The sequence below is a fragment of the Microbacterium sp. SGAir0570 genome, from assembly GCF_005491085.2.
Lineage (GTDB): Bacteria > Actinomycetota > Actinomycetes > Actinomycetales > Microbacteriaceae > Microbacterium > Microbacterium arborescens.
This window is the reverse complement of sequence record NZ_CP027929.1, coordinates 175,899-193,519: the sequence shown is the minus strand read 5'-3', so window position 1 is coordinate 193,519 and position 17,621 is coordinate 175,899. Positions and strand designations below refer to the sequence as shown.

The following is a 17,621-nucleotide window of genomic DNA, read 5'->3' as shown; positions in this document are numbered from 1 at the left end:
GGTGGGCTACCTCGGGACGGCGGTCCGGGCGGCGTCCGCCGCGGCGGGAACGTCGATCGCACGATCTGCGATGACCCGACGATACTCCTTCGCGCTGTCCTTCAGCGTCCGCTCCTGAGTGTGGTAATCCACGTGCACGATCCCGAAGCGCTTCTCGTAGCCCCACGCCCATTCGAAGTTGTCGAGCAGCGACCAGTAGAAGTAGCCGCGCACATCGACACCGGCCTCCTGCGCATCGAGGATCGCACCGAGATGAACCCGGAGGAACTCGGTGCGCTCGGCGTCGGGAACCGTCTTCTCGCCTTCCACCTCGACGAGCTCGTCGTCGTAGGCGGCGCCGTTCTCGGTGACGTAGAGGATCGTGCCCACGGGCTGGGCGTACTCGGTCCACACGCGCTCGAGCAGCTGGGTCAGCCCCGCGGGCTGCACCTCCCAGTGCATCGACGTCCGCGGCAGGCCCCGCTCGTGCCAGTAGATGTCGTGACCGGCGGGCCAGGGCGACCCGGTCTTGCGATCGGTCGGTGCATCGCCCGGGGTCGGCGGGTGGGGGTCGGGACGACCGCCCACGAACTCGCCGTGGTAGTAGTTCACTCCGAGGGCGTCGAGCGGCTGCGCGATGATCGCCTCGTCGCCCGGGCGCACGGCATTCCGCCAACGCTCGACCGCCGCGGCATCCACCTTCTCGATGTCGGCGACGATGTCGCCCGGGTACGCGGCCCGGAAGATCGGGTCGAGGAACCAGCGGTTGAACTGTCCGTCGATACGTCGCGCGGCGTCGACGTCGGCGGCGTCGGCCGGGTCGGCGGGCTCGGCGACCGTGAGGTTCAGCGTGATGCCGAGCGACAGCGACTCGTCCCGCTCGCGCAGCGCGGCGACGGTCTGCCCGTGGCCGAGCAGCAGGTGGTGCGCCGCGAGCATGCCGTCGCCGATGTCGAACCGTCCGGGAGCGTGGATGCCCGCGGTGTAGCTGAGGAACGACGAGCACCACGGCTCGTTGAGCGTCGTCCAGTGGTGCACACGGTCGCCGAGGGCGTCGTGCATGTCGAGGGCGTACTCCGTGAAGCGGTCGGCCGTCTCGCGCAGGGTCCAGCCGCCCCGCTCCTCGATGGCCTGCGGCAGATCCCAGTGGTAGAGCGTCAGCCACGGGATGATGCCGGCGCCGAGCAGTTCGTCGACGAGCCGCTCGTAGAAGTCGACGCCCTGCGGGTTGAGCGGGCCGCCGTCGGGACGCACGCGCGACCACGAGGTCGAGAACCGGTACGTGTCGAGGCCGAGCTCCTTCATGAGCGCGACGTCGTCACGGTAGCGGTGGTAGTGGTCGCACGCGACGTCGCCGTTGTCGGCGTTGATCACGGCACCGGGAACACGGGCGAACGCATCCCAGATCGACGCGGTACGGCCGTCTTCGAAGGCCGCGCCCTCGATCTGGTACGCCGCGGTGGCTGCTCCGAAGAGGAAGCCGGTCGGGAAGCTGCGCGAAGCGTTCATGTTCTCCTGCTGAGTGCGGTCGAGGTTCAGGGTCATCCCTTCACCGCCCCGGCCATGATGCCACTGACGAGCTGCTTGCCCGCGAAGATGAACAGCAGCAGCAGCGGGATGGTGGCGAGGATGACGCCCGCGAGCACGACCGAGTAGTCGACGAAGTAGTTCGACTGCAGCAGCGACAGCGCCACGGGAAGCGTCGGGTTCTGCCGGTCGAGCACGATGAACGGCCAGAAGAAGTTGTTCCAGGCTCCGACGAAGGTGAAGAGGAACAGCATCGCCGCGGCCGGACGCGCCGCGGTCATGCCGACGGTCCAGAACGTGCGGATCATCGACGCGCCGTCGACGCGCGCGGCCTCGATGAGCTCGTCGGGCACCGCCTGGCGCAGGTACTGCGTCATCCAGAACACCCCGAAGGCGCTCGTGAGGGCGGGGATGATGATCGCGCCGATCTGCCCCGTCCACCCGAGCTCGGAGAACAGGATGTAGAGCGGCACGACGCCGAGCTGCTGCGGCACGGCCATCGTGGCGATGACGAAGACGAGCAGCGCCGGACCGCCGTGGAAGCGCAGCTTCGCGAAGGCCCAGCCGGCGAGTGTCGAGGTGATCACGACGGCGGCGGCGATGAGGAACGAGCTGTAGATCGAGTTCCACAGCGCCGGCCAGAAGTTGACCGCCGGGTTGGAGATGACCGACAGCGCGTTCTCGATGAAGTTGCCGCCGGGGATCCACGGGAAGGGCTTGCGGAGGGTGGTGGAGTCGCCCGAACCGATCACGAAGGACCAGTACAGGGGGAACACCGCCGAGAGGAAGACGGCCCCGAGGATGCCGTAGGTCCAGATCCCGGGCCGGCTGCCGCGGATGCGGCGGGCGCGGGCTCCGCGACGCTGCTCGCGAGCGGTCGGGATCCCTTCTTCCACCGTGGCGAGAGGGGCGGGAGTGCCGATGGTGCTCATGCCTGGTTCTCCTTCAGCGCGCGCTGCGCCTGCTTGGCCTGCTGCTTCTGCTGCCGTTTGCTGAGCTCGCGCCTCAGCCCCTCGTCTCGGACCAGGGTCCGGGTGACCACGAGGTTGACCAGGCCGATCAGCACGATGATGAGGAAGAGGATCCACGCCATGGCGGCGGCGCGACCGAAGTTCCACTGTCCCCAGCCGACGTCGTAGAGGTAGAGCGTGATGGTCAGCCACTGCTGGGCCGAGCCACCGCGGCCCGCCTGATCGAACACACGCGGCTCGTCGAAGATCTGCAGACCGCCGATCGTGGCGGTGATGATGACGAAGATGAGCGTGGGCTTGAGCGAGGGCAGGGTGATCGAGAAGAACTGGCGCACGGGGCCCGCGCCGTCGACGGTGGCGGCCTCGTAGAAGTCGCGGTTCACCGCCTGCATGGCTGCGAGCAGGATGAGGGTGTTGTAGCCCATCCAGCGGTAGTTCACCATCGTCGCGATGGCGATGTGGCTCCAGAACGGCTCGACGTGCCAGGGGATGGCGCCGATGCCGATCGACTGGAGGATGCCGTTGATGAAGCCCGACTGGTCGGCGAACATCGCGTTGAAGATGAGGCCGACGGCGATGGGAGCGACGACGTAGGGGACGAGCACCGCCATGCGCCAGAAGGTCTTGGCGCGGATGTTGCGGTCGAGCACGGCCGCGATGAAGATCGCGAGCACGAGCTGCGGAACGCTCGAGAGCAGGAAGATGCTGAAGGTGTTGCGCAGGGCCGTCCAGAAGTGGGGCTGCGTCAGGATCCAGATGTACTGGTCGAATCCGATGAACTCGCCCTCACCGCGGATGAGGTCCCAGTCCATGAACGAGATCACCGCGGTGTACGCGATGGGGAAGAGCCCCACGATCGCGAACATGATGAAGAAGGGCGAGATGTAGAGGTACGGCGAGAAGCGGATGTCCCACTTGCTGAGCTTCTGCGAGAAAGAGATGACCCGCGGGGGACGACCGCCGTCGTCGATTCGGGGGGAGCGCGTCGCCGGGCGCTGCTGTGTCGTGGTCACGATCGTCCTTCGGGTGCGTGGGCGGGGAACGCCGGGGCGCACCGGCGATGCGGTGCGCCCCGGCGGGGCGGGTCAGAAGCTTCCGACCTCGTTCACCCAGGTCTTCCAGGAGGTCTCCTTGTCCTCGATGCCGTCGAAGACACGCGTGATGGCGTTGCCGAGGGCGTCGTGGAACTGGAAGTACTTCGGACCCTTGAAGGTCGTCACAGTGATCGCGTTGGCCCGGTCGATGCCGATCTCACCCGTGGGCGCGTTGTTGAAGTACTCGCTGACGAACCCGGTCAGGTCGGGGCTCGACTGCGCCTCGGGCTGGCTCGGGAAGGTGCCGGCGTTGTTGAAGGCCTTGATCTGCGTCTCGGGCGACGTCAGCCAGTCGGCGAGCCTCTGCGCGTTGGTGAGGTTCTTGCCGTTCGCGGGGACCACGAGGTACGAACCGCCCCAGTTGCCGCCGCCCTCGGGGAACGCGTTGGCGATGTCCCAGCCGGCGATGTCGGGCGCTTCGCCCTCGATGATGCCGTGCATCCACGGCGGGCACAGCATGGCGGCGAACTTGCCGCTCGCCATGGCGGCGTACCAGTCGTCGGTCCACTGTCCCGGGTAGGCGGAGATCGGGATCGCCTTGTCGACGACGGTGTCGTAGGCCTCGCGGATGTCGGGGTTCTCGGTCGCGATGACCGTGCCGTCCGGCTCCTCGTAGGCGACCTCGAGCTGGTTCACGACCCCCTGCAGGACGGAGTTGGCCGAGTCGATGAAGGGCTGGCCGGTCTTGGCGACGTAGTCGCTGCCGATCTGGAAGAAGGCGTCCCACGTCGGGAAGAGCTTCGCGACCTCTTCGCGGTCGGTGGGCAGGCCGGCGGCCTCGAACAGGTCGGCGCGGTAGCAGATGGCCTGCGGTCCCACGTCGGTGCCGTAGGCGACGAGGTTGCCCTCGGCATCGGTCGCCGCCTTCTCCTTCCAGTCGAGCCAGCGGCCGGCGAGCTCGTCGGGAACCGGCGCGATCAGGTCGGAGTACTGCATCATCTCGGGGAACCAGTCGACCTCGACGCCCTCGACGTCGGCGAGGCCGGTCTTGCCGAGCTTCTGGAAGAAGTTGGTGCGGGCGTCGTTCGAGGTCGCCGCCTTGGTGTGGACGACCTTGATGCCGGTCTCCTCGGTGAACTCCGCGAGCAGCTCGTCGGTGTAGCCGAAGTCGTTGAACGTCGCGAGGGTCACGGTGTCGGAGTCGCCACCGGATGCGGCCTGGTCACCTCCGCCCGAACATCCGGCGAGGACGATGGCCGAGGTGGTTGCGACGCCGGCCACGAGGCCGATCCGCCGCAGTGCGCGTGAATTCACGTGTCACTCCTTCGTGATTGCGGGTATCTGGTGCGCGGCGGTTCGCACCCGACTTTGGGAGCGCTCTCACCGATTGACCATGACCATACGGGAGCGCTCCCAGGATCACAAGAGAGCGCTCCCAAAGACGATGGTCACGATCCGGTCACGAGACCGGCCGGATGCGGCGAACGAGGCGCGCATCCCACCCGTAGACTGGTCGCGCACCCATCCCGCGACCTCCGGAGCGAGCAATGCCCACCATCGTCGTCGACGTCATGCCCAAGGCCGAGCTGCTGGATCCGCAGGGCAAGGCGGTATCGGGGGCCCTCACCCGCCTGGGCGTCGCCGGTTTCTCCGACGTCCGCATCGGCAAGCGCTTCGAGCTCACCGTCGACCGCGCCGACGACGCGACCCTCGAGACCGCTCGCCGCATCGCCGACGAGATCCTCTCGAACTCGGTCATCGAGGACGTCGTGAACATCGAGGTCGTGGAGTGACCGCGCGCATCGGTGTCATCACCTTCCCGGGCTCGCTCGACGACCGCGACGCGCAGCGCGCCGTCCGGCTCGCCGGCGCCGAGCCCGTCGCGCTCTGGCACGGCTCGCACGACCTCGACGGCGTCGACGCGCTCGTCCTGCCCGGCGGCTTCAGCTACGGCGACTACCTCCGCGCCGGCGCGATCGCGGCGCACGCGCCGATCATGGCCGAGGTGAAGGATGCCGCCGCCAAGGGGATGCCGATCCTCGGCATCTGCAACGGATTCCAGATGCTCGTCGAAGCGCACCTGCTGCCCGGCGGCCTGATCCGCAACGCCCACCAGCAGTTCATCCGCCGCGACCAGCGCCTGGTCGTCGAGAACGCCGACACCGCGTGGACGAGCGGCTTCGAGACCGGCCAGGAGATCGTCATCCCGCTGAAGAACGCCGACGGCGGCTTCACCTGCTCGGCCGAGACGCTCGAGCAGATCGAGGGCGATGGTCTCGTCGCCTTCCGCTACCGCGGCGTGAACCCCAACGGCTCGCTCGACGACATCGCCGGCCTCACGAACGAGCGCGGGAACGTCGTCGGACTCATGCCGCATCCCGAGCACGCCGTCGAGCCGGGCTTCGGCCCGAACACCACCGAGGCGATGCGCTCGGGCACCGACGGACTCACGTTCTTCACGTCGGCCGTCGCCGCGGTGCTCGCCCGCGTCTGAGCGCCGGGTCGGTAGCGTTGGGGGCATGAGCGAATCCCCCGGCACCGTCATCGTCAGCGTTCCCACCGATGAGCTGGCGGCCGACATCGGCCCTCTTCCCGACGGAGTCGAACTGGTCGTCTGGGACCTCCGCTCTCCGGCGCCCCGCGGTGCGTTCGACATGGTGGTCCCGCCCTACATGTCGGGCAAGCGACTGCTCAGTGCACTGGGCGACGTGAAGGTCGGGCTTCTCCAGAGCCAGTCGATCGGCTACGAGGGCATGGGCGCTTACCTGCCCGAGGGCACGAGGCTCGCGAACGCAACGAGTGTCCACGAGACGGCGACCGCCGAGATCGCGGTCGGTCTCACCATCGCCGCGCAGCGCGACCTCGCGGATTACGTCCGCAACCAGGAGTCGGCGCGGTGGGCCCCGCAGTTCAGCCGCAGCGTCGCCGACCGCACCGTGCTGGTGCTCGGCTACGGCGGCGTGGGCAAGGCCGTGGCATCCCGCCTGCTCCCCTTCGAGACCACGATCATCCCGGTCGCGTCCCGCGCGCGCGACGAGGACGGGGTCCACGTCCACGGCATCGACGAGCTCGACGAGCTGCTGCCGCACACCGACATCCTCATGATCACGCTCCCCGGCGGCGAGCCGACAAAGGGGCTCATCGGCGCCCGCGAGCTGGCGCTGCTTCCCGACGGCGCACTCGTCGTCAACGTCGGGCGCGGCACCGTGCTCGACACCGACGCCCTCGTGGCCGAGCTGCAGGCGGAACGTCTGCGCGCCGCGCTCGATGTCGTCGACCCCGAGCCGCTGCCGGAGGACCACCCGCTGTGGCGCGCCCCCGGGGTGATCGTCGTGCCGCACGTGGGCGGGGCGGCCGACGCCATGCGTCCGCGCATCGCGAAGCTCGTCCGGACCCAGATCGAGCGCCTCGCCGCCGGCGAGGAGCCGGTCAACATCGTCGACGCCTGACGACGCCCGGCGCCTGACGACGCCCGGCGTCAGGCGCCGGGCGCCCGGCCGTCAGGCGCCCGTCCGTCATCCGGCGGATGGTCGATGTCGCGGCCGTGCCACAGGTCGGAGCACTCCACGCCTACAGCACCGATGCGCCTGAGGTAGGCACCCGCCCCCTCATCGCCGGAGACCGCGCGCGCGGCGGCGTCCCAGTGCGCTCGCCCGAGGACGACGGGATGGCCGGGACGCCCGCCGAAGACGGCGCGATGACGCGCGCGAGCGTCACCGGCGGCGGCGGTCAGCAGCCGGGCCACCGCTCGGGCTGGCAGCTCGGGGACGTCGACCGGCACGATGACCGCGACGGCGGCGTCGGTGCCGGATGCCGCCGCGAGCGCCGCGCGCACGGTCGCCGACAGACCCTCGCGCCAGTCCTCGACCACGCGCGCGCGTGCCCCCGCGGGGACAGGCGCCTCCGGCGCGGCACCGAGCATCACGAGGATCGGCTCGCACCCGGCCGCAGCGAGCGCCGCCACCACCCCGTCCAGCCAGGCGCGTCCCCCGGGCGCGACCGCCAGCGCCTTCGGCATGCCGTAGCGCGTGCCGGCGCCGGCGGCGAGCACGATTCCGACGGGGGGAGTACGACGCGGCGCGACGTCGTCCGTCACGTGACCAGGTGGTCGACGCGGCATCCCTCCGACGCCGTGTCTCGATGGATCGGGCCCGATCCGGCGCGCAGCGGCGCACCCGTTCCACCGCGCCGCGCGGCCACGACCTCGGCCAGGATCGACAGCGCCACCTCGGCGGCGCTCGTACCGCCCAGGTCGAGCCCGATCGGCGAACGCAGCCGGTCGACGAGCGCTGTCGGCACCCCGGCTTCGACGAGCCGACGGACGCGGTCCGCGCACGTCGCGCGGCTGCCCATCGCACCGACGTACGCGGCCGGCGACATGAGCGCGGCGGCGAGCGCGGGAACGTCGAACTTCGGGTCGTGGGTGAGCACGCAGACGGCGGTGTGCACGTCGAGGCCGGCGGCTGCGAGATAGCGACCGGGCTGGTCGACCACGACCTCCGCGGCCGGGAAGCGGTCGGGGCGAGCGAAGACGTCGCGCGGGTCGACGACGACGACGTGGAACCCCGCTGCGGTCCCGAGCGCGACCAGGGCAACCGCGACCTCGACGGCGCCCACCACGATGAGCCGCGGCGGTGCGCCGAACTGCAGGTCGACGCTCCCAGCGGGCGCGGGGGTGGGGGCCGTGCTCGCGTCGATGATCGACGCCGACCCCATCCCATCGCCGGCCGTCCGCAGCCGGAGCACCGTGGCGACGCCGTCGCGGTCACGCGCGGCGAGAAGAGCGAGCGTCGCAGCCTCGGGCGACCCGGGTACGAGCGCGCGCACCAGCACCTCGATCGTCCCGCCGCACGAGAGCCCGACCGCGACGGCGTCGTCATCGGCGATGCCGAAGCGGTCGACCACCGCGTCGTCTCCGGCGAGCACCTCGACGCACCGCTCGTAGACGGCTCCGTCGACGCATCCCCCCGACACGTTGCCGAACGCCCGCCCGTCGGCCGCGACCAGCATCGAGGCGCCGATCTCGCGCGGCGAACTGCCGGCTGCGGCCACCACGGTCGCCACGGCGACGGCGCGGCCCGCGGCCAGCTCTTCGCGGGCGACGGCGAGGATCTCGCGCATGGGACCTCCTCGGGGCGGCGACGGGACTCCTCCGCACGTTAGGCCTCACGTGTTGCCGGTTCGTTGCGGCTCGTTGCGGCGACGTGAAACACGAGCGAAATGCGGGGCTGATTCACTCATGCGACGTCCGAGCCGAGAGGAGCCCCATGGACATCACGACCGTCACCGGCTTCCGCGCCGCCCGGACACGCGACGATCTCGTGCTCGCGCCGGGCGAGAGGTTCATCGCCGGAGGCACCTGGCTGATGTCGGAGCCGCAGCCGGGGACGACCGGCTTCGTCGACCTCACGACGATGGGCTGGCCCGAGCTCGAGGTCGATGAGAACGGCCTGCGCATCGCCGCGACGTGCACCATCGCGCGACTCGTCGCCTTCGCAGCCGGGCGCCTCGAGGTGGCCCCCCGCACCGACTGGACCGCGCTCGACCTCGTGCCGGCCGCGGCGAACGCCCTGCTCGCGAGCTTCAAGATCTGGAACACCGCCACGGTCGGCGGCAACCTCTGCCGCGCCTTCGCCGCGGGGGCCATGATCAGCCTGTGCGCTGCGCTCGACGGCGTCGCGGTGATCTGGCACGCCGACGGCGGGGAGACGCGGATGCCGGTGGCCGAGCTCGTCGTCGACGACGGCGCGACCTGCCTCGCGCCGGGCGACCTGCTGCGGGCGATCGAGCTGCCCGCCGCGACGCTGCGCTCGCGCGCGGTGCTCCACAAGATCGCCCTCGCCGAGCTCGGCCGGTCGGGAGCCGTCGTCACCGGGCGCCTCGACGATGACGGGTCGGCCACATTCACGATCACAGCCGCCGTCCGGCGCCCGGTCGTGCTGCGCTTCTCGGGGATCCCGTCCGACGCGGCGCTGGTCGCGGCCGCCGAGGCGGCACCCGGCTATTACAGCGACCCGCTCGGTGCCGCGGACTGGCGCCGCGGAGTCAGCTCCGTGCTCGCTCGCCGAGCCGCCGCCGACCTGCGGCGCGAGAGGGACCGGATGGAGCCCGCATGACCGCCGACGCCGTCAGGTTCGAGGTCGACGGGGTGGCGGTCGAGGCCGCGCCCCGCGCCGGGCAGTGCCTGCGCACGATGCTCCGCGAGACGGGCCGCCTCGAGGTCAAGAAGGGCTGCGACGCGGGCGACTGCGGTGCCTGCTCGGTGCTGCTCGACGGCGAGGCGGTGCATTCCTGCCTCATCCCGGCGGCGCGGCTCGACGGTCGCAGCGTGACGACTGCGGCCGGTCTCGCACCCGGCGACGAGCTGCATCCGGTGCAGGAGGCCCTCGTCGAGCATTTCGGCTTCCAATGCGGGTTCTGCTCGCCGGGTCTGAGCGTGACGGCTTCGACGCTGTGCGCCGACGACCTCGACGACCTCGACCGTCGGCTCAAGGGCAACCTGTGCCGGTGCACCGGCTACCGCCCGATCCGCGAGGCCGTCCGCGCCTCGGTGCTCGGCCCCGTGCGCGAGACGGGTGTGCCCGCCTCGGCCGAGGGAGCTCCCGCGGCCCCGCGCGGAGTCGGCCGTTCGGTGTCGCCCGAGGCCGCGCGACGCGTGGTGCAGGGCCGTGAGCCGTACACGTTCGACATCGCCGACACCCCGGCCGGTCCGCCGCTGGTGCTGCGCGTGGTCGGATCGCCGCACGCGCACGCCCGCATCCTCGCGATCGACACGGATGCGGCGCGGGCCGTGCCCGGCGTCGTCGCGGTGCTCACCCCGGCCGACGTCCCCCGCATCCGCTATTCGACGGGCCGGCACGAGCACCGCGAGGACGACCCCGACGACACCCTCATGCTCGACGAGGTCGTGCGCCACGTCGGACAGCGGGTCGTCGCGGTGGTCGCCGAGACCGCCGAGGCCGCCGACGCCGCCCGGCGTCTCGTGCGCGTGGAGTACGAGGTGCTGCCGGCGGTCTTCGACCCCGAGGAGGCACGGAGCGCCGGCGCCCCGCTGCTGCATCCCGACCGCACGCCCGCCGACCGCGTCGACGACGCCGGCCGCAACGTGATCGCGGGACTCCACCGCGAGACGGGCGACACCGCGGCCGCTCTGGCGGCGAGCGCCGCCGTCGTCAGCGGCACCTGGTCGACGCAGCGCGTCTCGCACGCGCAGCTCGAGACGCACGGCTCCGTGGGATGGCTCGACGACGCGGGACGCCTCGTCATCCGCTCCTCCACCCAGGTGCCGTTCCTCGCCCGCGACGAGATCGCCCGGCTGTTCGACCTGCCCACCGACCGGGTGCGGGTGTTCACGGCGCGCGTGGGCGGCGGCTTCGGGGGCAAGCAGGAGATCTTCACCGAGGACCTGGTCGCGCTGGCGGTACTGCGCACGGGCCGACCGGTGGCCTATGAGTTCTCGCGGACGGAGCAGTTCCAGCGCGCGTCGCTGCGGCATCCGATGCGCGTGTCGGTGACCCTCGGCGCCGACACCGACGGCCGGCTGACCGCGATGACGGTGGATCTGCTGAGCGACACCGGAGCCTACGGCAACCATTCGCGCGGGGTCATGTTCCACTCGCTCGCCGAGTCGGTCGCGCTGTACCGCTGCGATGCCGTGCGCCTCGACGCCGAGGTCGTCTACACGAACAACGTCCCCTCGGGCGCCTTCCGCGGATACGGGCTCGGCCAGGTCATCCTCGGCGTCGAGTCGGCGATGGACATGCTCGCCGAGCAGCTCGGCATCGACCCGTTCGAGCTGCGCCGTCGCAACGCGGTCGGACCGGCGGATGCGACGCACGAGCACGACCTCGTCTGGGGCAGCTACGGCTTCGACCAGTGCCTCGACCTCGCCGAGGCCGCGCTGCGACGCGGCAACGGCTCCACCGCACCCGACGGCTGGCTCGTCGGCGAAGGCATGGCGGCGGCCATGATCGCGACGATGGCACCGTTCGGCCACATCGCCCACACGACCGCGACGCTGCGTCCCGACGGCTCGTACCTCCTGCGCACCGGCACCGTCGAGTTCGGCAACGGCACGAGCACGGTGCACCGCCAGATCGCGTCGACGGTGCTGGGCAGCGACCGCCTCGAGGTGCGCAGCGCCGACACCGACGCCGTGCATCACGACACGGGCGCGTTCGCCTCGGCCGGCATCACCGTCGCCGGGAAGGCCCTGCACGCCGCCTGCCTCACCCTGGCCGATCGGATGCGACAGGCCGCGGCCGCGCTCACGGAGACCTCCCCGGCCGACGCGGTGCTGCAGCCCGACGGCTCGGTGCGCACCCCGGTGCGGCTCGTCGGTCCCGCTGAGCTGATCGCCGCCGCCGATCCGGCGCACCGCGACGAGCACGGGCTCACCGCCGACGGCAGCGAGCTCGGCGAACAGCGATCGCTCGCCTTCAACGTCCACGCCGTCCGCGTCGCGGTCGACCCCGAGACCGGATCGGTGCGCATCCTCCAGTCCGTCCAGTCGGCGGACGCGGGGGTCGTGCTCAACCCGGCCCAGTGCCGCGGACAGGTCGAGGGCGGAGTCGCGCAGGGCATCGGCAGCGCCCTGTATGAGGAGGTGATGATCGACGACGGCGGGCGGGTGATGAACCCGGTGTTCCGCACCTACCGCGTGCCGCAGTCGGCCGACATCCCCGACACCGAGGTCTTCTTCGCCGAGACCGACGACGCGCTCGGACCGTTCGGCGCGAAGTCGATGAGCGAGTCGCCCTACAACCCCGTCGCGCCCGCGATCGGCAACGCGATCGCCCGCGCCCTGGGGCGACGACCCTACGAGCAGCCCTTCAGCCGCGACCGGATCTGGCGGCTGGCTCAGCACGACCCCCGCTGAGCCGCGACGCGTCGGAAGCCGTCACAGCATCGAAACACGAGCGCGACGGTGACCGAAATATTCAAGCAATAGCTTCAAGCCAGCACCTCCCCGCAGCGGCATCCGTGCACCCGCGCTGCGTTCCTGCACCCGCACACCCGAAGGAGAACCGATGCCCGCACCGCGCATCCGGAAACACCGCCTCGCCGCGACCCTGGCCACCGCCGCCGTCGCCGCCCTCGCCCTCTCGGCCTGCTCGTCGAGCTCCGCCGAGCCCGGCGCATCGGGCTCCGACGACTCCGCGTCATTCGGCGAGATCAGCGTGCAGTACTCGTGGATCAAGAACGAGGAGTTCGCCGGCGAGTTCTACGCCTACGAGAACGGCTACTACGACGAGGCCGGCTTCGACGAGGTCATCGGCATCTCCGGGCCCGACACGGGCGTGGCGAAGCTGCTCTCGGGCACCGTGCAGGTCGCGCTCTCGGACGCCGCCTCGGTAGGCGCCGCCGTCGCCGAGGAGGATGCGCCGCTGAAGATCATCGGCGCGACCTTCCAGAAGAATCCGTTCACGATCCTCTCGCTCGCGGACGGCGGCAACATCGCGACCCCGCAGGACCTCATCGGCAAGACGATCGGCGTCCAGGACTCCAACGCCTCAGTATTCGCGGCCCTGCTGAACGCCAACGGCATCGACCCGAGCGAGGTCACCGTCGTTCCCGTCGACTTCGACCCGACCCCGCTCATGGACGGCCAAGTCGACGGCTTCATGGCCTACCTCACCAACGAGGCGCTGACCGTCGAGCTCGCGGGCTACGACATCACCAACCTCTCGTACGCCGAGAACGGCGTGCCCTACGTGGCCGAGACGTTCACCGTCACCGACCAGTACCTCGCCGAGAACAAGGAGCTCCTCAAGGAGTTCCTCATCGCCGAGATCAAGGGCTGGACCCAGGTGTTCCAGCAGCCCGTCGACGACACCGTCAGCCTGGTGCAGAAGTACTACAACCAGGCCGCGGAGGAGTCGGAGGACGGCCTCGAGGCCGTGTTCGGCGCCCTCGACCCCGCGAAGACGACCGCCGGCATCGCCGCTCAGAACCTGCTCATCTCGACCGAGGAGACCGAGGCCAACGGCCTCTTCACGATCTCGGACGACCTGAAGCAGCAGACGGTCGACTCGCTCGCCGCCGCAGGCTGGAAGGTCTCGGTCGACGACCTGTTCGACACCACCATCATCGACGAGATCTACGACGAGAACCCGGAGCTGCTGGACTACCTTCCGTAGGTTCGGACGCTTCCCTCCATCACATGACACACGACGACACCCGGGATGCCGGTGCCCCTCGCGGCACCGGCATCCTGATCGACGGCCTCAGCAAGACCTTCCACACCGGCCGCGGCCGGACCGTGACGGCCCTGCAGGACACCCACCTCCACACCGACAAGGGCTCGTTCCTCGCCCTGCTCGGCCCCTCGGGATGCGGCAAGTCCACCATCCTGCGCATCCTCGCCGACCTCGAGAACCCGACCGCGGGCGAGGTCCGCGTCGACGGCAGGACCCCCCACGAGCTGCGTCGCGACCACGAGCTGGGCATCGCCTTCCAGGACCACGCCCTGCTCCCCTGGCGCAGCGTGCTGGCCAATATCCGGCTGCCCTTCGAGATCGCGGGCCGCACGCCCGACAAGGCCTACATCGACGAGCTCATCGCGCTCGTCGGGCTCACCGGCTTCGAGAAGTCCAAGCCCGCCCAGCTGTCCGGCGGGATGCGGCAGCGCGTCTCGATCGCCCGCGCGCTCGCGCTCAAGCCGTCGGTGCTGCTGCTCGACGAGCCGTTCGGCGCGCTCGACGACATGACCCGACAGAACCTCAACCTCGAGCTGCTGCGCATCTGGACCGAGAAGCCCGCGACGACGCTGCTCGTCACCCACGGCATCTCCGAGGCGATCTTCCTCTCCGACCGCGTGGCGGTCATGTCGCCGCGCCCCGGCCGCGTCGTCGAGATCATCGACGTCGACCTGCCGCGACCCCGCACGCCCGAGATGATGCGGACCCCGGAGTTCCACGCGCTGGTCGACCGCGCGTCCGAGCTGCTTTTCGGCAGCGACGGCCGCGCCGACGCGGAGTCGTGATGCGCCGCGCCGGAATGCCGACCTGGCTCGCAGGCGTCATCGGGGCCGTCGTGCTGATCGCGGCATGGTGGCTGCTATCGGTCACGGCGTTCTCGCCGCCCGAGGGCACGACCTTCACCCCCGTCCCCTCGCCGTTCACCGTGTTCGAGACCATCGTCCGCGACGGTCTGGCGCCGTACTGGACGGTGTTCCAGGTCACGATCGGCGAAGCGATGATCGGCTACGTCTGGGGCAACGCGATCGCGCTCCTCCTCGCGTCGACGGTGCTGCTCCTCCCCCGCCTCGAGGTCGTCGTCACCCAGATCGCCGTCGTCAGCTACTGCCTACCCGTCGTCGCCGTCGGCGGCATCGCGATCGTCGTGCTGGGCGGGGCCAAGCGCGCGGGCGATCCGAGCGCGACCGCGATCTTCCTCGCGGCGCTCGCGGTCTTCTTCACCACTGTCGTCGGCGCGCTGCTCGGGTTCAAGGCGGCCGACAAGGCGGCGCTCGACGTCGTGCGCGTCTACGGCGGGTCGCGGTGGACGCAGCTGCGCAAAGTGCGCCTGATCGCCGCCACCCCCGCCATCCTCAACGCGCTGCAGATCGCCGTGCCGAGCGCCTTCCTCGGTGCCATCCTCGGCGAGTACATGGGCGCGATCGACCGGGGCGTGGGCATCACCCTCATCAAGCTGCAGGGCGACCTCGACTCGCCGCGCGTCTGGGCGGTGTTCCTGCTGTCGGCGATCGTCGCCCTCATCGGATACGCGGCCCTCGGCCTCGTCGCGCGTCTCGTCACGCCGTGGGTCTCGGGGAGGTCAGCCGCATGATCGTCGCCCTCCGCCGCTCCGTCGGCCGCTCGCTGATCAACGCCCTCGCGACCGTGCTCATCGTGCTCGCGCTGTGGTGGGCCGTCGTCAACCTCACGGGCATCTCGACCTACGTCGCCAAGGGCCCCGGCGAAGTGTGGGAATTCTTGTTCACCGCCGACGACGCCGCCGAGAACCGCATGGGCCTGTGGCCGCTCATCGGCCAGACCGTGCAGGACGCCGCCCTCGGGTTCGGTGTCGGCATGCTCGTCGCGCTCCTGCTCGCCGTGGCGTTCTCGCTGTCGAAGGCGATCGAGGCGGGCGTCATGCCGCTCGCGCTGCTGCTGCGCTCGGTGCCGCTCGTGGCCATCGCGCCGGTCATCATCCTGATCACGGGCCGCGGCACCGCGGCATCCGTCGCCGTCATCGGCTCGATCGTCGTGCTCTTCCCCGCCCTCGCCTCGATCCTGTTCGGCCTGAGCCGCGCGACGAAGGAGAGCCTCGACCTCGTGCACGTCTACGGCGGCGGACGCCTCGCGCAGCTGCGCAAGGTCAGCGTGCCGGGCGCGTTGCCCTCGCTCTTCGCCGCCGCCCGCGTCTCGGTGCCGGGCGCCGTCACCGGCGCCCTCCTCGCCGAGTGGCTGTCGACGGGGCAGGGCATCGGCGGCATGATCGTGAAGTTCACCGCGACCGCCCGCTTCGACGACCTGTGGGCGTCGGTGGCGATCATCACGCTGCTGACCCTCGTGCTCTACAACCTCGTGCAGATCGCCGAGACCCTCGTCCTCACCCGCATGGGCATGACGACCTCGGTGGCCTGACGGGTCTGCCGAACCGAACCGCGAGACGACACACGCGCAGCTGTCGTCTCGCGGTTCGGAGGGACGGGCGGGCCGAGGGTCAGTCAGTGAGGGTGCGTGGGGCGGCGACGCGCGACCTCGGCGAGGCTCTCGTGCAGACGCGCAGACGCCTCGGCGGCCAGGGGGTTCGTCGACGTGCCGCGATCGTCGACCAGGACGCCGCCGACGTACACGCGCGTCAGGTTGCGGGGACTCATCGCCAGCACGTAGCTGCGCACCGGATGCCACAGCGGACCCACATCGGGACGCCGGGGGTCGACCACCACGAAATCGGCCAGCTTGCCCACCTCGAGCGAACCGACCCGGTCGGCGACGCCCATGATCTCAGCCGCACCGAGGGTGTGCAGCCGCAGCACCTGCTCGGGCATCATCGCGAGCGGATCCTGCAGGCGCGCCCGCTGCTGGTAGATGCCCATGCGCATGTTCTGCCAGGGATCCGAGACATCCGTGCACGCCTGGTCGTCGAGTCCGATGCCGACCTTCATGCCCTTCGCGAGCATCTCGGGAACCTGCGCGGTCCCCGACGCGAGCCGCCCGTTCGAGGCGGGCTGCCATGACATCGCGGCACCGCCCGCGACGGCTTCGTCGATGATCTCCGGGGTCGTCTGGATGAAGTGGCCGAAGACGAGACCGAGACCGAGGGCCCCGGCATCCCGATACTGCGCGAACTTCGACCGCTGGTGCTCCACCGCCTCGGGCGATTCGAGGAAGTGCGCCTGATTGGTCACGCCATATCGGCGCATCGCCTCGACCTCGAGCCAGGCGGCCTCCTCGCGCGGCGACCACTGCACCTGGCCCATGATCGACGCGCCGAGCGCGAAATCGGGGTCCATCGCGCGGGTGTGCGCGACCGACGCGGCGAACCGGGCGAAGATCTCGTCGTCGGAGCCGACGGTGACATCCATGCCGATCGAATCGACGAACCGGATGCCGGCGTCGCGCGTCGCGTCGGCCTGACGCGTGTGGTACTCGAGCTCGCGCATACGGGCGTCGCCCACGCGCTTGCCGTCGACCATCGACTCCCAGGACTGCAGCGGGTCGGTGAAGTTGTAGGCGGTGGTCACGCCGTTCGAGAGGAAGTCGAGAGCGCCGTGGAGCGTCGACCAGTAGACGTCATCGGCGGTCATGTGGGCGGTGGTCCCGAGCATCGCGTCGCACCAGCCGTAGAGCGTCTCGGCGACCCCGAGTCCGCGCAGACCCGAGGTGAACAGGTGCGAGTGGCTCGAGACGAACCCGGGGGCGACGAACGAGCCTCCGGCGTCGAGGATCTCGTCGGCGGTGGTGCCCACGGGCGGATCCCCGGCGCCGATGGCCGCGATGCGCCCGTCGTCGCCGACGAGCATCCATCCCTCGTCGATGTAGCCGGGGTCGTCGGTGCCGGCGGGCACCGTGATGAGGCGGGCGTGGGTCACGAGCAGGCGCATACCCGCACGCTACCGAGCCCATGTTTCGCCCTCGGGTCAGGGGGATTGCGCCCGCGC

The 17,621-nt window shown here is 70.6% G+C and carries 16 protein-coding genes; 9 read left to right on the top strand and 7 right to left on the bottom strand.

Annotated features, from left to right (window positions below; all coding sequences use genetic code 11):
• Positions 1 to 6: 6 nt before the first annotated feature.
• The 4 genes from C1N74_RS00940 to C1N74_RS00925 all read right to left on the bottom strand — a co-directional run bounded on the left by C1N74_RS00940 (position 7) and on the right by C1N74_RS00925 (position 4,825).
• Complete coding sequence (locus tag C1N74_RS00940) at positions 7 to 1,524, bottom strand: GH1 family beta-glucosidase (RefSeq protein ID WP_237049123.1); 1,518 nt, start codon at positions 1,522 to 1,524, stop codon at positions 7 to 9.
• On the bottom strand, positions 1,521 to 2,438 hold the full coding sequence (locus C1N74_RS00935) for a carbohydrate ABC transporter permease (RefSeq protein WP_023953129.1): 918 nt from the start codon (positions 2,436 to 2,438) through the stop codon (positions 1,521 to 1,523). The genes C1N74_RS00940 and C1N74_RS00935 overlap by 4 nt, the downstream gene beginning before the upstream one ends.
• Complete coding sequence (locus tag C1N74_RS00930) at positions 2,435 to 3,490, bottom strand: carbohydrate ABC transporter permease (RefSeq protein ID WP_375538048.1); 1,056 nt, start codon at positions 3,488 to 3,490, stop codon at positions 2,435 to 2,437. The genes C1N74_RS00935 and C1N74_RS00930 overlap by 4 nt, the downstream gene beginning before the upstream one ends.
• 72 nt (positions 3,491 to 3,562) lie before the next feature.
• Entirely contained in the window at positions 3,563 to 4,825 is a 1,263-nt protein-coding gene (locus C1N74_RS00925; RefSeq protein ID WP_137749776.1) for an ABC transporter substrate-binding protein, read from the bottom strand.
• 233 nt (positions 4,826 to 5,058) lie between these two features.
• On the opposite strand from C1N74_RS00925, the gene purS reads away from it, so the two are divergent.
• Genes purS through C1N74_RS00910 form a run of 3 tightly spaced genes read left to right on the top strand, consistent with a single transcriptional unit; the run spans position 5,059 to position 6,960 of the window.
• Positions 5,059 to 5,304 (top strand): phosphoribosylformylglycinamidine synthase subunit PurS, encoded by a 246-nt coding sequence (gene purS / locus C1N74_RS00920; protein WP_023953132.1) that lies wholly within the window; start codon positions 5,059 to 5,061, stop codon positions 5,302 to 5,304.
• Positions 5,301 to 6,005 (top strand): phosphoribosylformylglycinamidine synthase subunit PurQ, encoded by a 705-nt coding sequence (gene purQ, locus C1N74_RS00915; protein ID WP_088379663.1) that lies wholly within the window; start codon positions 5,301 to 5,303, stop codon positions 6,003 to 6,005. Before purS ends, purQ begins: the two co-directional genes overlap by 4 nt.
• 25 nt (positions 6,006 to 6,030) lie before the next feature.
• Positions 6,031 to 6,960, top strand: a complete 930-nt coding sequence (locus C1N74_RS00910; RefSeq protein WP_137749775.1) for a 2-hydroxyacid dehydrogenase — start codon at positions 6,031 to 6,033, stop codon at positions 6,958 to 6,960.
• Between the two features lie 29 nt (positions 6,961 to 6,989).
• Here the strand turns inward: C1N74_RS00910 and C1N74_RS00905 are convergent, their stop codons facing one another.
• Both C1N74_RS00905 and C1N74_RS00900 read right to left on the bottom strand, forming a co-directional pair.
• Positions 6,990 to 7,607: an NTP transferase domain-containing protein gene (locus tag C1N74_RS00905; RefSeq protein ID WP_071918733.1), complete on the bottom strand. Its 618-nt coding sequence runs from the start codon at positions 7,605 to 7,607 to the stop codon at positions 6,990 to 6,992.
• Positions 7,604 to 8,632 carry an XdhC family protein gene (locus tag C1N74_RS00900; protein WP_137749774.1) on the bottom strand — a complete coding sequence of 343 codons (1,029 nt, stop codon included), beginning with the start codon at positions 8,630 to 8,632 and terminating at the stop codon, positions 7,604 to 7,606. The genes C1N74_RS00905 and C1N74_RS00900 overlap by 4 nt, the downstream gene beginning before the upstream one ends.
• Positions 8,633 to 8,778: 146 nt before the next feature.
• Here C1N74_RS00900 and C1N74_RS00895 point away from each other — a divergent pair, with 146 nt between their 5' ends.
• From C1N74_RS00895 to C1N74_RS00870, 6 genes are all read left to right on the top strand, one after another.
• On the top strand, positions 8,779 to 9,627 hold the full coding sequence (locus C1N74_RS00895; protein ID WP_064955193.1) for an FAD binding domain-containing protein: 849 nt from the start codon (positions 8,779 to 8,781) through the stop codon (positions 9,625 to 9,627).
• Complete coding sequence (locus tag C1N74_RS00890) at positions 9,624 to 12,389, top strand: molybdopterin-dependent oxidoreductase (RefSeq protein WP_137749773.1); 2,766 nt, start codon at positions 9,624 to 9,626, stop codon at positions 12,387 to 12,389. The genes C1N74_RS00895 and C1N74_RS00890 overlap by 4 nt, the downstream gene beginning before the upstream one ends.
• Positions 12,390 to 12,540: 151 nt before the next feature.
• On the top strand, positions 12,541 to 13,650 hold the full coding sequence (locus C1N74_RS00885; RefSeq protein WP_064955195.1) for an ABC transporter substrate-binding protein: 1,110 nt from the start codon (positions 12,541 to 12,543) through the stop codon (positions 13,648 to 13,650).
• Between the two features lie 23 nt (positions 13,651 to 13,673).
• Positions 13,674 to 14,495, top strand: a complete 822-nt coding sequence (locus C1N74_RS00880) for an ABC transporter ATP-binding protein (protein ID WP_137749772.1) — start codon at positions 13,674 to 13,676, stop codon at positions 14,493 to 14,495.
• The gene (locus tag C1N74_RS00875) at positions 14,495 to 15,301 is read left to right on the top strand and encodes an ABC transporter permease (protein ID WP_023953149.1); all 807 of its coding nucleotides are present in this window, start codon (positions 14,495 to 14,497) and stop codon (positions 15,299 to 15,301) included. The genes C1N74_RS00880 and C1N74_RS00875 overlap by 1 nt, the downstream gene beginning before the upstream one ends.
• A complete protein-coding gene (locus C1N74_RS00870; protein WP_023953151.1) occupies positions 15,298 to 16,101 on the top strand; it encodes an ABC transporter permease in 804 nt (267 codons plus the stop codon). Before C1N74_RS00875 ends, C1N74_RS00870 begins: the two co-directional genes overlap by 4 nt.
• Before the next feature lie 83 nt (positions 16,102 to 16,184).
• Here the strand turns inward: C1N74_RS00870 and C1N74_RS00865 are convergent, their stop codons facing one another.
• Entirely contained in the window at positions 16,185 to 17,564 is a 1,380-nt protein-coding gene (locus C1N74_RS00865) for an amidohydrolase family protein (RefSeq protein ID WP_137749771.1), read from the bottom strand.
• Positions 17,565 to 17,621 lie beyond the last annotated feature (57 nt).

Coding starts and splice junctions, on each gene's coding strand:
- C1N74_RS00890 (WP_137749773.1), top strand. CDS start 9,624: ATGACCGCCGACGCCGTCAGGTTCGAGGTCGACGGGGTGGCGGTCGAG.
- C1N74_RS00865 (WP_137749771.1), bottom strand. CDS start 17,564: ATGCGCCTGCTCGTGACCCACGCCCGCCTCATCACGGTGCCCGCCGGC.
- C1N74_RS00935 (WP_023953129.1), bottom strand. CDS start 2,438: ATGAGCACCATCGGCACTCCCGCCCCTCTCGCCACGGTGGAAGAAGGG.
- C1N74_RS00940 (WP_237049123.1), bottom strand. CDS start 1,524: ATGACCCTGAACCTCGACCGCACTCAGCAGGAGAACATGAACGCTTCG.
- purS (WP_023953132.1), top strand. CDS start 5,059: ATGCCCACCATCGTCGTCGACGTCATGCCCAAGGCCGAGCTGCTGGAT.
- C1N74_RS00895 (WP_064955193.1), top strand. CDS start 8,779: ATGGACATCACGACCGTCACCGGCTTCCGCGCCGCCCGGACACGCGAC.
- C1N74_RS00875 (WP_023953149.1), top strand. CDS start 14,495: ATGCGCCGCGCCGGAATGCCGACCTGGCTCGCAGGCGTCATCGGGGCC.
- C1N74_RS00870 (WP_023953151.1), top strand. CDS start 15,298: ATGATCGTCGCCCTCCGCCGCTCCGTCGGCCGCTCGCTGATCAACGCC.
- C1N74_RS00885 (WP_064955195.1), top strand. CDS start 12,541: ATGCCCGCACCGCGCATCCGGAAACACCGCCTCGCCGCGACCCTGGCC.
- C1N74_RS00900 (WP_137749774.1), bottom strand. CDS start 8,632: ATGCGCGAGATCCTCGCCGTCGCCCGCGAAGAGCTGGCCGCGGGCCGC.
- C1N74_RS00910 (WP_137749775.1), top strand. CDS start 6,031: ATGAGCGAATCCCCCGGCACCGTCATCGTCAGCGTTCCCACCGATGAG.
- C1N74_RS00880 (WP_137749772.1), top strand. CDS start 13,674: ATGACACACGACGACACCCGGGATGCCGGTGCCCCTCGCGGCACCGGC.